Consider the following 12875-nt stretch of genomic DNA (forward strand, 5'->3'; position numbering starts at 1 on the left):
GAGCCGCCGCGCGCCTTCACGAGGCGTCCCGTGTCTATGCCCCTCCCCACGCCCGCCCCCACCGGTCCCGCGATCGCGCGCGAGCGGCGGGCCTCCCTCCAGCGCCGGGTCGGCGTGTCGGCCGTCGTGCTCGCGGCGCTCGTCGCCGTCGTCGTGTCGGACCTGCTCCACGGCCTGCTGGCGGCGGGCGTGGCGCTCGTCGAGCCGGTGTTCGCGACGCGGCCCGTGCTCGGTGCGCTGCTGTTCGTGGCCCTGAGCGCCGTCTCGGCGCTGCTGGCGTTCTTCTCGAGCGGCGCCCTCGTCCCCGTCGCCCTCGACGTGTGGGGCCCGGTCGGGACGGGCGCGCTGCTGTGGATCGGGTGGACGCTGGGCGGGGCGGGGGCGTACGCGGCGGGCCGGGTGTTGGGCGGCCGAGCCGTGGCTCGCTACGACCGCGATGGGCGCGTGGCGCGGCTGCTGGGGCGGATCCGGCCCGAGACACCGCTGTGGGTGGTGGGCCTGATCCAGCTCGCGTTCCAGTCCGAGCTGGCGGGCGCGGTGCTCGGCGCCGCGCGGTATCCGGTGGGGCGCTACCTCGTCGTGCTCGCCGTCGTCGAAGTGGTGTTCTCTGGGCTCGCGGTGGCCGCCGGCACCGGCCTCGTCGAGCGCCAGGCAGGCCTGATGGTCGTCGCCGTGGCCGCGTTCGTCGCGCTCGGCGTCGGGGCCGTCGTCGTGGTCTTTCGCCGCTTGGCCCCCGAGGCCTGACGCCCATGTCCAACCGACTTCTGATTGTCGACAGCGCGGATGATGCCCGTGCCCGACACGCCCTCGACGGGTTGGCCACCCACGTCTGGCCCGGCCCCGACGACCCACGGTCGACGGTGACGGCCGTGGTCCGTGGGTCGGAGGTTGAGGCCGCGCTGGCGGCGCTCGACCGCGACGACGTCACCGTGGCCGTGCTGACCGTCGAGGCCGTGGCCCGGCCGACCGGGTGGGTCCGTCCGTCGCGGCCGCCGACGGCGCTCGAAACGTTCGTCACGCGGGACCGGCTGAGCACCGAAGAGCTCCGCGAGGACGTCGAAGAGGGGACGGTGCTGACGCGGTCGTTTCTGGCGATGGCCGTCGCCTCGGCGATCATCGCGGCGCTTGGGATGCGGTCGGGGCAGACGGCCGTCGTGATCGGGGCCATGGTGATCGCGCCGCTGCTCGGGCCGTGCATGGCGCTCGCGATGGGCGCGACGATCGGGGACGTGGGGCTGGGCCGCCGGGCGGGGCTCGCCCTCGCCGCGGGCTCCGGCGCCGCGTTTTTCGCCACACTCGGGCTCGGGCTGACCATCGAGGTCGACCCGACGGTCCCGGAGCTGGCGGCGCGCGCGGTCGCCCGGCCGGCCGACATCGCGCTGGCGCTCGCGAGCGGGGCGGCGGGCGTGCTCGCGTTCAGTCGGGGCCTCTCAGCGTCGCTCGTCGGTGTCATGATCGCGGTCGCCCTCGTCCCCCCGCTGGCGGCGGCGGGCCTGTTCTGCGGGGCCGCTCTCACCGGGCAGGGCGGCGGGGCGCTCGCGGTCGGCGCCCTCGTCCTGTTCGCCACCAACCTGGTCTGCATCAACGTCGCCGGGATCGCCACCTTCCTGCTCCAGGGCCTGCCGCCTAGGGAGTGGCGGCTGACCGGCCGCGTGCTGGTGCTGTGGACCGCCCTCCTTGCCGCCTTGGCCGCGCTGCTGGTGGCCGGTGTGCTCTGACTGGTTCGACCTTCCGTCGCCGCCCCCGCTCCTCCCGTGGTCGTCTCGCAACGCTGTCAGTACGCCTTGCGGCTCGCGCTCCTGTTGACGCGCGGGCCCCAGGGCTACGTCCCGGTGCACGGACTGGCCGAGGCGCTCGGGACGCCCGGCGCCTTCTTGTCGAAGGTGGCCCAGGACCTGGCGCATGCGGATCTGCTGGCGACCCGGCGTGGCCCCGGCGGCGGCGTGGCGCTCGCGCGTGCGCCGTCAGCGATCTCGCTCCTCGACATCGTCCTCGCCATCGACGGGCCGGACGCGTTTCGGACGTGCGTGCTGGGGCTCCCCGGCTGCGGGACGGAGGCGCCGTGCCCCCTCCACGACGAGTGGACGGCCGCCCGCGAGCGGCTCCGCGACGTGTTCGCCGACACGACGCTCGAGGACGCCGCCAGCGAGCCCGACGGCCACCTGGCGCGGCTGTCAGCGGGGTAAGGGATTCCCCGGCGGCCCGCCCCGGCAATGGCCCGCGCGTGCGCCCTGCCGTCCCGCGCACGGGCCAGACGCCGGGTCCGGTAGCCTGAGGCTCACGGCTGCGGCCGTCTCGTCCTCCAATTCAGGACCCCGTGGTCCGCAATTCGCCCCCGCCATGCTCCCCCGACTCCTCGTCTTGTCGACCGTGCTCGCGCTCGCCGCGTGCCAGTCGGCCCCCGCGCCCGCCGACGGGCTCCGCCTCGACCTCGCCTCGGCCACGGTCGGCACGCCCGCCACGCAGGGCGAAGAGATCGCCGTGCTCACCCACGCGCCCGACGTGCCGCCCCCGATCACCCGCGACTACGCCACGCGCGTCATCGTCAACCTGACGACCGAGGAGGTCACGCGCGAGCTGGCGCCGGGCGTCGAGTACACGTTCTGGTCGTTCGGCGACGGCGTGCCGGGCCCCTTTATCCGCGTCCGTGAAGGTGACATCGTCGAGATGAACCTCACGAACAGCGCCCAGAGCACGGTCCCCCACAACATCGACCTGCACGCGGTCACCGGGACGGGCGGCGGGGCCGCCGTCTCGCTCGTCGTGCCGGGCCACTCGACGGCGTTCGAGTTCCGCGCCATCAAGCCGGGCCTCTACGTCTACCACTGCGCGACGGCGCCCGTCGGGCTCCACGTCGCCAACGGGATGTACGGGCTGATTCTCGTCGAGCCCGAGGCCGGGCTGCCGGCGGTCGACCGTGAGTTCTACATCATGCAGAGCGAGCTCTATACGGCCGGCAAGATGGGCGAGGAAGGCTTGCAGGCCTTCGACCTTGACAAGGCGCTCGACGAGTCACCGGAGTACGTCGTCTTCAACGGCCGCGTCGGCTCGATGACGGGCGAGAACGCGATCCGCGCCGAGGTCGGCGAGACGGTCCGGCTGTTCGTCGGGAATGGCGGGCCCAACCTCACGTCCAGCTTCCACGTGATCGGCGAGATGTTCGACCGCGTCTACGGCGAGGGCGGGACGAGCGTCAATCAGCTCAACGTGCAGACGACGTTGGTCCCGGCGGGCGGCTCGGCAATCGTCGAGTTCCTGCTCGACGTGCCGGGCCGCTACACGCTCGTCGACCACGCGCTCTTCCGCGCCTTCAACAAAGGCGCCGTGGGCATCCTCGACGTGACGGGCCCGGAAAACCCGGAGGTCTTCCGGGGCACAGTCGCGCCCCAGGCCGACCCGCTCGCCAGCGCCGCCCGCTAGCGATGCCCGTCCTCACGCTCCTGCTCGCCGCCCTCGTCGCCGCCCCGCCCACGGGGATGGTGCAGATCGAGGGCGGCACGTACCGGCCGCTCTACGAGACCGCGTCGGGGCCCCGGTCCGTCGCCGTGGCGACGTTCTGGCTCGACGCGCGGCCGGTCACGAACCGCCAGTTCCGCATCTTCGTCCGCGAGAACCCGGCGTGGCGGCGCTCGCGCGTGCCGGCGCTCTTCGCCGAGGACAGCTACCTCCGCGACTGGCGCGGCGACCTCGACTTCGGGGCGCTGCCGCCGAACGCCCCCGTCGTCGACGTGTCGTGGTTCGCCGCCCGCGCCTTCGCCGCCTGGCGGGGCCGCCGCCTGCCGACGACCGACGAGTGGGAGTACGCCGCGTCCGCCAGCGCCACCCGGCGCGACGGCCGCTCCGACCCCGACTACACGCGCGAGCTGCTGGCGTGGGTGAGCCGTCCGCGCCCGGCCGTCCTCCCCGCCGTCGGGCAGGGCACGCCCAACGTCTGGGGCGCCTACGACTTGCACGGGCTCGTCTGGGAGTGGACCGCCGACTTCACCAGCGCCCTCGTCACGGCCGACTCGCGGAGCAACCGCGACGCCGACCGCGCGCTCTTCTGCTCCGCCGGCGCCGTCGGCGCGGCCGACTTCGAGGACTACGCGGCCTTCCTGCGCTATGGCTACCGGAGCGGGCTCGAGGCCCGCTACGCCGTCCCCAACCTGGGCTTTCGCACCGCCCTCGACGCACAGTGACCCGACCCCTCCCCCTCCTCGTCCTGCTTGCGGCGTTGGCCCTGACCGGGTTGGCGGGCTGCGCCGAGGCCCCGCCCCCCGCGCTGTCCGAGACCTCGCTCTACCTCGTCGAGGTTGATTGGACGACCGACGCCGACGCCCCGACCCGCTTGGCTGACTTCCAGGGCCGCCCCGTGGCGCTCGCGATGGTCTACGCGTCCTGCGGGACGGCCTGCCCGACGATCGTCCGCGACATGCAGGCGCTCGGCGAGGCCGCCGACGCCGATGACCTCGCCTACGTACTCGTCTCGCTCGACCCCGAGCGCGACTCGCCCGCCCACCTCCGCATGTTCCGCGATGCCCACGGGCTCGGCGACGAGTGGACGCTGCTCACCGGCGACCCCGACGACGTGCAGACGCTGGCGGCCGTGCTCGGCGTGCGCTACCGGCCCGAGCCCGACGGCACCATCGCTCACTCCAATCTCATCACCCTCTTGGACCGCGGCGGCGACGTCGCGGCCCAACTCACCGGCTTGGGCGCGGACCCCGCGCCCGCCCTCGCAGACTTTCACCGAGCCCTCGGCTCCGACTCCTGACCCCATGACCCTGCTCTCCCGCTCCCTCGTCGTCGTTTTCGCTCTCGTCCTCGCCGCGTGCGGCGGCGACACCGCTCCAGCTCCCGCCGAGGCGCCCGCCCCTGCGGCGTCGGCCGCGCCGACCGTCGCGGCCACTCCGGAGGCGCCGCCCGCGTTCGACGGCCCGGCCCTTGAGGTCACCCTCACGCCCGTCGGCAACACGATGGCCTTCGAGCAGACCGCGATGACGGCCCAGCCCGGCCAGACGGTCCGGCTCACCTTCAACAACACGGCCGACAACCCGGCCATGAGCCACAACGTCGTGGTGCTCCACCAGGGCGCCGACGTGAACGCCTTCGGGCAGGCGGCCATGTCGGCCGAGGCGACCGAGTACATCCCGGCGGAGCTCGCCAGCCAGGTGATTGCGCACACGGCCATCGCCGCGCCCGGCGAGACGGTCACGGTCGAGTTCACGGCGCCCGCGGCCGGGACCTACACCTACGTCTGCACCTTCCCGGGCCACTACATGATGATGACGGGGACGCTGACGGTGGCGTAGTGGTGGGGCGTCGGCCTCCACGCGCCCCACGCCATCGAACCCGTCCTCCATCGCGAACCCACCCCCATGACTCTCCCCTCCGCCACTCCCCAGTCGCTCGCGACGCTGGCCCCGGTCGAGACCGGGCGCGTCGCGACGCGCGTGCTCCACAAGACCGCCGCCGGCTCCGCGTCCGTGCTGGCGATGGCGGCGGGAGAGGGGCTCCGTGAGCACACGAACGCGACCGATGCGCTCGTGGTGGTAATCGCGGGCGAGGCCCGGATCTCGGTCGCGGGCGAGCCGCACGCCGTCCGGGCGGGGGAGACGACCCGGCTCCCGGCGACCGTGCCCCACGCCGTCGAGGCGGTCAGCGACCTGCGGATGCTGCTCATCCTGCTCCACGAGTCATGACCGCCGCCCCGACACGCGACGTAGAGGCCGAGGCCGACATCCGCGCCATCGTCGACGCCTTCTACGGCGACATCACAGCCGACCCCGTCCTGGGCCCTTACTTCGCGGACGTGGACGGAACCGCGCATCGAGATCGGATGGTGGCCTTCTGGTCGTCCGTCGCCTTCCAGACCGGCGCGTACCGAGGCCGCCCTTTCGCCCCGCACGCCCGACTGGAGGGACTCACGCGCGCCCACTTTGCCCACTGGGTCTCCCGCTTCGACCGCGTCGTCGGCGTCCGCTTTGCTGGGCCCGTCGCCGACCTCCTGCGCGCCCGCGCCGACCAGATCGCGGGCGTCTTCCAGGTCAAGCTCGGCCTGTGGACCGTCGCCCCCTGACCCATGCGCCGCCTCGCCCTGTTCGCGCTTGCGCTCGCCACGGCTGGCGCCGCCCAGCCGGTCGCCGTCACCGGCGAGATCCGCCACCGGACCGAACTCGACAACCGCGACCTGAGCGGCGTCGACGCCGCCACTCCGGTCCACCTGCTGCGGACGCGGCTCGCGGTCGACGCCCGGCCGACGGCGCGCGTGCGGGCGTTCGTCCAGGTTCAGGATTCCCGGCTGTGGGGCGGCGAGAATCCCGCGCTCGCGCTCGGTACGCTCGACGGATCGGCCGACCTTCTCGACGTGCACCAGGCGTTTTTCGAGGTCGACAGCCTCGGAGGCCGGGCGCTGGCGGCACGCGTGGGGCGGCAGGAGATCGTCGTCGGCAACCAGCGGCTCGTCGGCGCCGTCGGGTGGAGCAACGTGGGGCGGACGTTCGACGCGGTCCGGCTGCGAGGCTCCGCGGGCGCCGTCTCCGGTGAGGTGTTCGCCGCCCAGCTCGTGACGGCGGCGGGCGCGAGCGATGCGCAAGCGCTCGTCGGCGCGGTCGCCGCGATGCCCGTCGGGCCGCTCACCGCCCAGGCCACGCTGCTTCTCGACGGCGACGCGGCGGAGGTCGAGTCGGGCCCCGACGTCGGCGCGCGCCAGCGCCAGCGGACGACGGCGGGGCTCCGCCTCCACGGCCGCTGGGGCCCCGTCGGCCTCGACGCCGAGGCGTACGGGCAGGGCGGCGCGCTCGCGTCAGGGCCCGACGGGCCGCGCGACAACATCCGGTCGTGGCTCGGCAGCGCCGAGGTCTCGACCGAGCTGGTCGGTCTCGGGCTCGCGCTCGGCGCCACCCGCTTGTCCGGCGACGCCGACCCCGCCGACGGCGTCGACCGCCGGTTCGACACGCTCTTCGCCACAAACCACAAATTCTACGGCGCGATGGACTACTTCCCCCGAGGCACGGCGGGCCTGGACGACCTGTTCGCGTCCGTGGCGTGGGCCCGGCGGGGCTGGCGGCTCGCGGCGACGGGCCACGCCTTCGCGGCGGCCGTGGACGTGGGGGGCGGTCGGGCGTTGGGGCGTGAGCTGGACCTCGCGGCGACCGTCCCGCTGGCGCCCGGCGTCGCCGTCAGCCTGGGCGCCTCGGCGTTCTGGCCCACGGACCGGCTCGGCGACAGCGCCACGGGCTGGGGCTACCTCGCGACGAGCGTCGCGTTTTAGTGAGCAGTGGGCTCGGTCGAGAGCGCCCCCTCCCCCCGCTTTCCAGCCGGTCCGTTCCCCAGGCCGGAAAGCTGTCCCCCTCACGGGTGAGGGGGACAGTCCGAGCGCCCTTCAGCGCAGCGATGGGTGCTCGGACGGGGGGAGGGCCGCTCGCGAGCAGGTGCCAGCCCGCCCCTATGCCCCCTCGCGGCCGGCGCCCTCGCCCTCGACCCAGGCCACGGCGTGCTTCATCAGCTCCGTCCCGTTCGCCAGCCCCAGCTTCGCCTTCAGCCGCGACCGGTAGCTCTCGACCGTCTTGACCGACAGGTGCAGCCGCTCCGAGATCTCGCGCGTCGGGATCCCCCGGCCCGTCATCTCGAACACCTCGAGCTCGCGGTCGCTCAGTACCTCCAGCGGCGTCTGCATCCCGTCCTTGACGCCGGCCGCCGCGCCGAAGAGCATCTTGTCCTTGAGGTCCTCCGACAGGTGGATCCCGCCCCGGAGCACGCGCCGGATGGCGGCCACGATCTGGTCGCCCGCCGCCAGCTTCGAGACGTAGCCCCGCGCGCCGGCGCGGACCGAGCGCTCGGCGTAGAGCTCCTCGTCGTGGCGCGAGATGACGAGCACGGGGAGGTCCGGGTGGACGGCGAGGAGGTTCTTGAGCAGCTCCAGCCCGTTCATCCCGGGCAGCGAGATGTCGGTGATGACGAGGTCCGGGGCGAGCCCGTCGAAGATGGCCAGGGCCTCCTCGGCGTCGCCAGCCTGGCCGACAACCTCGAAGTCGGGCTCGGCCTCGATGGTCATGGCGATGCCTTGGCGTAGGAGCGGGTGGTCGTCGACGAGCAGGATGCGGGTCATGGGTCTAGCTGAGGAAGCCGGTCCCGCGGAGGGGGACCGTGCAGGTAACGAGGGTGCCGCCGTGGGGCCCCGAGCGGATGTCGAGGGCGCCGCCGGCAAGGTGGGCCCGGTAGTGCATGATGCGGAGGCCCATCCCGCGGTGATCCGCAGGTGCGGGCGCGGCGTCGGGGTCGACGGGCAGGGCGCCGTCGGGCGCGGGCGTGTCGGCCGAGAAGACGCCGCCGCGGTGGAGCGACCCGCCCAGGCCGACGCCGTCGTCCTCGACGCGGAGCCGGAGGCGGTCGGTGCCGCGCACCAGGTGGACGGTGACGGACGCAGCGCGGCCGTGCTGGACGGCGTTCGAGACGGCCTCCTGGGCGATCCAGTACAGGTTCGAGGCCGCGTCGGGCGTGAGCGCCGAGGCCTCGGCCGGGCCCGAGCCGTCGGTCGCCGCCGTCACCGCGACGCCGTAGAGCGCCGTCGCGCGCTCGGCGAGCCGGGCGAGCGCGGCCTCGAGCCCGTTCTGCTCCAGCTCGACCGGCACCAGCGACCGGGCCAGCCCGCGCGCGTGGGAGTCGGCGTCGTCGAGCAGCCCAATGATGCGGCGGGCGTCGACGGCAGTGTCGGAGCCCTCGGCGTCGAGCGTGCGGGCGAGGTTGCGGACGAACAGGCCGATGGCTGTCAGCTGCTGGCCGAGCCCGTCGTGGAGGTCCTGCCCGATGCGGCGGCGTTCGGCCTCGGCGATGCGGAGCACCTCGCGTTCGAGGACGCGGCGCTCTGAGATGTCGCGCACGAACCCGTTGAAGATCCGCCGCCCGTCGGGCAGCGCCACCTCGCTCACGGCGAGGTCCATGGGGAACGTCGCGCCGGACTTGCGGCGGCCGACGACCTCGCGCCCGATCCCGATGATCCGTCGGACGCCGGTCGTCCGGTACGCCTCGAGGTAGCCGTTGTGCTCGGAGTGGTACGGCTCGGGCATCAACATCGACACGTTCTGCCCGACCACCTCGTCGGCGGCGTACTCGAAGATGCGGGCCGCGCCGGCGTTGTACGACTCGATCGTCCCGCGGTCGTCGATGGTGAGCACGCCGTCGACCGTCGTCTCCAGCACGGACAGGGCCCGGCTGCGGCTCTCTTCGAGGGCGCGGCGCGTGTCGTCGAGCGCGAACCGGGCGTGGAGCGCGGCGGCGGCGGCGAGCAGGAAGGCCCGGGCCTCCCGGCCAAAGGCGCGGTCGTCGGAGGGGAGGACCGCGAGCAGCGCGAACGGGCGGTGGGCGGTCCCGATGCGGACGGCCAGCCCGCCACGGACGCCGGACGCCGCGAGCGCTTGGGGGACGGGCGACAGCGCCACGCACGCGGGCCCCTGGAGCGCGTCGGTGAGGACGCCCTCGACCGGGATCGGGCCCTGGGGCTCCCACCCGGCCGTCGCCCCGGGCACGAGCTGGCCGGTGTCGGCGTCGAGGGCGAACAGGGCGGCCGGGGCGCCCAGCGCGTCGGCGACGATCGTGGCCTCGGTGCGGCCCGTGGCGTCGGCCTCGCCAAAGCCGGCCTGGGCCAGCTCGCGCAGGGCGAGCTCGGCGAGCGGGGCGGCGAGGGCGGGCGGGAGCGTCGGGGACACAAGCAGTATGAGGCGGGCAGGGCAAAGTAGAGGCCCCGCCACGGACTCAGGCGGGGGCGAGCGCTCCGATGGTGAGGCGTTCGCGCGTGCCGTCGGCCCGGACCACCTCGATGGTGTGCGGCCCGGGCCCTGCTCCGAGCGCGAGCGCGTCGGCCTCCCACGGCCCACCGTCGGCGCGGACCGCGAACGGGCGCACGACGTGGTGCCCGCCGCTGGCGACCAGCACCTCGACGGCGTCGTCGTGTGGGTCGAAGGTGAGCCCCAGGAGAGGCACGTCGCGGTAGAGCGTGCCGCCGGCGTCGGGGGAGACGATCTCGATGGTGACCGCGTGCGGCCCGTCGGCGACGACCGCCGAGAGCGCGTCGAAGAGCGCCGGCCAGTCGGCGCGGGGGACGGCCGCGAGCCCGTCGCGCACCGACCACGGCGGCCGGGCCTCGGCGCGGAGCGTCAAGACGGGGCACGGCGCTTGGCGGACGACCAACTCGGCCACCGACCCCAGCAGCCACCGGCTAAAGCCGCGCCGTCCGTGGCTGGCCTGCACGATCACGCTGGCGTCGTGCTCGCGCGCGGCCTCCACGATGGCCGCCGCCGCCCGCTCGCCCCGCACGTCGATGGTCACGGGCACGGCGTCTCCAACCGACTCCACCCACCGCGCGAGGGCCTCGTGGGCGCGGTCTCGGACTTCGGGCTGGGTCAGCGGGTCGAACGCGACCGCGTACGGGGCCGGGATGACGACCGGCTCGATGACGTGCAGGGCCACCACGCCCACGCCCCGGCTCTGGGCGACGGCCATGGCCGCCTCTAGCGCGGCGTCGGACGACGACTCGAAGGCGAGCGGCGCCAGCACCGGGCCGCCCCGGTCTTCGGCCTCGGGCCCGACCGTCAGCACGGGGCACGGCGAGCGCCGCAGGACGCCCTCGGCCGTCGAGCCCAGCGACCAGCGCTGCCAGCCGGTCCGCCCATGGGTCCCGAGCACGACGATGTCGGCGCCGATCTCGTCGGCGTAGTCGACGATGGCCGTGTCGGGCGACGGTGCAAACCGGACGGCCTCGACGATGCCGAGGCCGCGCGCGTCGGCGGGCGCCTTGGAATGGAAGTCGCTGGCGGGTGGCACGAGCTCGACGCGAAGCACGTGGAGCGTGGCGCCGTGGCGCTCTGCCAGGGCGTCGGCATGGACGCGGGCGGCGTCGGCGATCGGCGAGCCGTCGCTGGCGAAGAGGATGGTGCGGAGGGTCATCATGGCAACGGTCAGTTGAGAGCGGAGTGGACGGGCCGCGGCAGCCGCTCGGCTTCGGTGAGGGTGAGGACGGGGCATGGCGACCTCCGGAGCGTGCTCGCGGCGACGCTCCCGACGATCCAGGCCAGCCCGGTGCGGCCGTGCGTCCCGATGACGATGGCGCCCGCGCCGCGCTCGGACGCCAGCGCGGCGATCACGCGGCCCGGCGCGCCGAGCCCGGCGTGGACATCGGCGGGCGCAGGGTCGGAGCCCTGCGCCGCGAACCGCCACAACCGTTCGCGGACTGACTCGGCCGCCCGGGGGTCGACATCCGACAGGGACAGCACGCCCGGCGCGATGGCGGGGTAGGGGCCGCCGTCGCGGATGACGTGGACCAGCTCAACCGGGGCGCCCGTCCAGCCGGCCAAGCCGTGAGCGGCGGTCAGCGCGGCCCGGCTGCGGGCGGAGAAGTCGACGGCCACCAGGATCGGGGCGTCGGGCGCGAACGTCGCTTGGGACCCGTCGGGGACGGCCAGGACCGGGCAGGGCGCGCTCGAGACGCAGGCCTCGGCCACGCTGCCCAGCAGCAGCCGGCGCAGCCCCGACCGCCCGTGCGTCCCGACCGCCAGCAGGCCGGCGTCCACCCGTTCGGCGTAGCCGATCAGGGCGCTTGCCGCCGACGTGTGCCGCTCGACGGCCACCGAGGCGTCCGGCCGGCCAAGCGTGGCTGCGAGCCGCTCCAGCCGCAGCCGGAGCGCGCCCGACGGGACGGCCGCTGGCGGCGCGCCGTCGCCGGTGGAGCGGTACAGGACGTCGGCGTGGACGAGGTGGAGCGGGGCGCCCGCCCGAGCGGCGAGCCCCGCTGCGAGCGCGGCGGCGCGCTCCGAGCCGGACGAGAAGTCGACGGCGGCGACGATGGGGGACATGAAGAAGACGGCTGGGAGTCCCCAGGATCCGCGATGGCGTGGGCGGTGCGTGCCGGGCCGAGTCGGCCGTGCTCGGTGCGGCGCACCCGCTCCGGCGTGCGGGGGTGCCCCCTACAGCGACGTGGCGGGCGTCGGCTCGACGGGGCGATAGCTCCGCGCGTCGACCGTCTCCACGCCGTCCACGACGGAGCTACGGGCGACCCACACTGGGCACGGCGCGCGGCGCGCGATGCCCTCGGCGACGCTCCCGATGAGCCCGTCCAGCACCGGCCGGTCGTCGTGGGGGCCGACGATGAGGAGCCCGCTCTGGAGCGCCTGGGCCACCTGCGCCAAGGTGCGCGCCGCCTTCCCGCGCTCCACGTAGAGCTCCGTCTCGGGCCCCGCCTCGGTCGCCTGGGCGAGCTGGCGGAGCGCCTCGTGCGCCCGGCCGAGCACCTGCGGCGCCAGATCGACGACCGCCTCGTCCATCCAGCGCACGGGGTGGGGGAACGGCTCGACGACATGGACGAGATCCAACCCCACGCCCAGCGCTCCCGCCAGCCGCTGCCCCAGGCGGACGAGTGGGGCCGCCGCGCCCGAGAAGTCGACGGCGACCAGCACGCGGCCGACGACCGCTGGCGGCGCGTCGCCGAAGGGGACCACCACCACGTCGGCCGGAGCTGTCTGGACGACCTCGCCCGCGACGCCGCCCAGTCCGGCTCGTGGTCCGCGCCGCCCGCACGCACCGACCACGATCACTTCGGCGCCGATGCGCTCCGCGTAGTCGGCGATCTCGATCGCCGGGGCATTGCCCCGGACGACGGCGAGGTGGGCGTCGGCGCCGACGGCCGCCGCCAGCGCGGCGCGGGCGCGGTCGGTCTCGCCCCTCTCCTCCTCGGTGGCCGTCCGGCCCTCGCCCGGCGTCTCGAAGGGCCCGGCGTCGGGCCATGACAGCACGTGCAGGACGTGGAGCGGGGCGCCGGTCGCGTCCGCCAGTTGGCGGGCGATGGCGACGGCGCGAGCCGCACAGGGCGAGAAGTCGGTCGGGACGAGAAGGGGGGCGGGCAC

At 74.8% G+C, this 12875-nt stretch carries 15 protein-coding genes; 10 read left to right on the plus strand and 5 right to left on the minus strand.

What is annotated here, in order from left to right:
• The first annotated feature begins 36 nt into the window (after positions 1-36).
• The 10 genes from ACLII4_RS05690 to ACLII4_RS05735 all read left to right on the plus strand — a co-directional run bounded on the left by ACLII4_RS05690 (position 37) and on the right by ACLII4_RS05735 (position 7252).
• A complete protein-coding gene (locus ACLII4_RS05690) occupies positions 37-744 on the plus strand; it encodes a TVP38/TMEM64 family protein (protein WP_412069931.1) in 708 nt (235 codons plus the stop codon).
• Between the two features lie 5 nt (positions 745-749).
• Positions 750-1718, plus strand: coding sequence for a TIGR00341 family protein (locus ACLII4_RS05695; RefSeq protein WP_412069932.1), 969 nt, complete (start codon positions 750-752; stop codon positions 1716-1718).
• A 36-nt stretch (positions 1719-1754) separates the two neighbouring features.
• Positions 1755-2186, plus strand: coding sequence for an RrF2 family transcriptional regulator (locus tag ACLII4_RS05700; RefSeq protein WP_412069933.1), 432 nt, complete (start codon positions 1755-1757; stop codon positions 2184-2186).
• A gap of 154 nt (positions 2187-2340) precedes the next feature.
• Positions 2341-3420: a copper-containing nitrite reductase gene (gene nirK / locus ACLII4_RS05705; RefSeq protein WP_412069934.1), complete on the plus strand. Its 1080-nt coding sequence runs from the start codon at positions 2341-2343 to the stop codon at positions 3418-3420.
• A gap of 2 nt (positions 3421-3422) precedes the next feature.
• A complete protein-coding gene (locus tag ACLII4_RS05710) occupies positions 3423-4178 on the plus strand; it encodes a formylglycine-generating enzyme family protein (RefSeq protein WP_412069935.1) in 756 nt (251 codons plus the stop codon).
• On the plus strand, positions 4175-4753 hold the full coding sequence (locus ACLII4_RS05715; protein WP_412069936.1) for an SCO family protein: 579 nt from the start codon (positions 4175-4177) through the stop codon (positions 4751-4753). The genes ACLII4_RS05710 and ACLII4_RS05715 overlap by 4 nt, the downstream gene beginning before the upstream one ends.
• Positions 4754-4757: 4 nt before the next feature.
• Positions 4758-5291 (plus strand): plastocyanin/azurin family copper-binding protein, encoded by a 534-nt coding sequence (locus tag ACLII4_RS05720; RefSeq protein ID WP_412069937.1) that lies wholly within the window; start codon positions 4758-4760, stop codon positions 5289-5291.
• 66 nt (positions 5292-5357) lie between these two features.
• Positions 5358-5681, plus strand: coding sequence for a cupin domain-containing protein (locus tag ACLII4_RS05725; RefSeq protein WP_412069938.1), 324 nt, complete (start codon positions 5358-5360; stop codon positions 5679-5681).
• On the plus strand, positions 5678-6058 hold the full coding sequence (locus ACLII4_RS05730; protein WP_412069939.1) for a group III truncated hemoglobin: 381 nt from the start codon (positions 5678-5680) through the stop codon (positions 6056-6058). The genes ACLII4_RS05725 and ACLII4_RS05730 overlap by 4 nt, the downstream gene beginning before the upstream one ends.
• Before the next feature lie 3 nt (positions 6059-6061).
• Complete coding sequence (locus ACLII4_RS05735) at positions 6062-7252, plus strand: alginate export family protein (protein ID WP_412069940.1); 1191 nt, start codon at positions 6062-6064, stop codon at positions 7250-7252.
• 174 nt (positions 7253-7426) lie between these two features.
• Here ACLII4_RS05735 and ACLII4_RS05740 read toward each other — a convergent pair whose 3' ends face one another.
• The 5 genes from ACLII4_RS05740 to ACLII4_RS05760 form a co-directional block, all read right to left on the minus strand.
• Positions 7427-8089 carry a response regulator gene (locus ACLII4_RS05740; RefSeq protein WP_412069941.1) on the minus strand — a complete coding sequence of 221 codons (663 nt, stop codon included), beginning with the start codon at positions 8087-8089 and terminating at the stop codon, positions 7427-7429.
• Between the two features lie 4 nt (positions 8090-8093).
• A complete protein-coding gene (locus ACLII4_RS05745) occupies positions 8094-9686 on the minus strand; it encodes a PAS domain S-box protein (RefSeq protein ID WP_412069942.1) in 1593 nt (530 codons plus the stop codon).
• A gap of 46 nt (positions 9687-9732) precedes the next feature.
• Positions 9733-10926, minus strand: a complete 1194-nt coding sequence (locus ACLII4_RS05750) for a universal stress protein (protein ID WP_412069943.1) — start codon at positions 10924-10926, stop codon at positions 9733-9735.
• 8 nt (positions 10927-10934) lie between these two features.
• Positions 10935-11828: a universal stress protein gene (locus tag ACLII4_RS05755; protein ID WP_412069944.1), complete on the minus strand. Its 894-nt coding sequence runs from the start codon at positions 11826-11828 to the stop codon at positions 10935-10937.
• 111 nt (positions 11829-11939) lie between these two features.
• Positions 11940-12875, minus strand: coding sequence for a universal stress protein (locus ACLII4_RS05760; RefSeq protein WP_412069945.1), 936 nt, complete (start codon positions 12873-12875; stop codon positions 11940-11942).

The organism is Rubrivirga aquatilis, from assembly GCF_046845665.1.
Classification (GTDB): Bacteria; Bacteroidota; Rhodothermia; order Rhodothermales; family Rubricoccaceae; genus Rubrivirga.

Coding starts and splice junctions, on each gene's coding strand:
- ACLII4_RS05690 (WP_412069931.1), top strand. CDS start 37: ATGCCCCTCCCCACGCCCGCCCCCACCGGTCCCGCGATCGCGCGCGAG.
- ACLII4_RS05695 (WP_412069932.1), top strand. CDS start 750: ATGTCCAACCGACTTCTGATTGTCGACAGCGCGGATGATGCCCGTGCC.
- nirK (WP_412069934.1), top strand. CDS start 2,341: ATGCTCCCCCGACTCCTCGTCTTGTCGACCGTGCTCGCGCTCGCCGCG.
- ACLII4_RS05710 (WP_412069935.1), top strand. CDS start 3,423: ATGCCCGTCCTCACGCTCCTGCTCGCCGCCCTCGTCGCCGCCCCGCCC.
- ACLII4_RS05720 (WP_412069937.1), top strand. CDS start 4,758: ATGACCCTGCTCTCCCGCTCCCTCGTCGTCGTTTTCGCTCTCGTCCTC.
- ACLII4_RS05725 (WP_412069938.1), top strand. CDS start 5,358: ATGACTCTCCCCTCCGCCACTCCCCAGTCGCTCGCGACGCTGGCCCCG.
- ACLII4_RS05730 (WP_412069939.1), top strand. CDS start 5,678: ATGACCGCCGCCCCGACACGCGACGTAGAGGCCGAGGCCGACATCCGC.
- ACLII4_RS05735 (WP_412069940.1), top strand. CDS start 6,062: ATGCGCCGCCTCGCCCTGTTCGCGCTTGCGCTCGCCACGGCTGGCGCC.
- ACLII4_RS05740 (WP_412069941.1), bottom strand. CDS start 8,089: ATGACCCGCATCCTGCTCGTCGACGACCACCCGCTCCTACGCCAAGGC.
- ACLII4_RS05750 (WP_412069943.1), bottom strand. CDS start 10,926: ATGATGACCCTCCGCACCATCCTCTTCGCCAGCGACGGCTCGCCGATC.
- ACLII4_RS05755 (WP_412069944.1), bottom strand. CDS start 11,828: ATGTCCCCCATCGTCGCCGCCGTCGACTTCTCGTCCGGCTCGGAGCGC.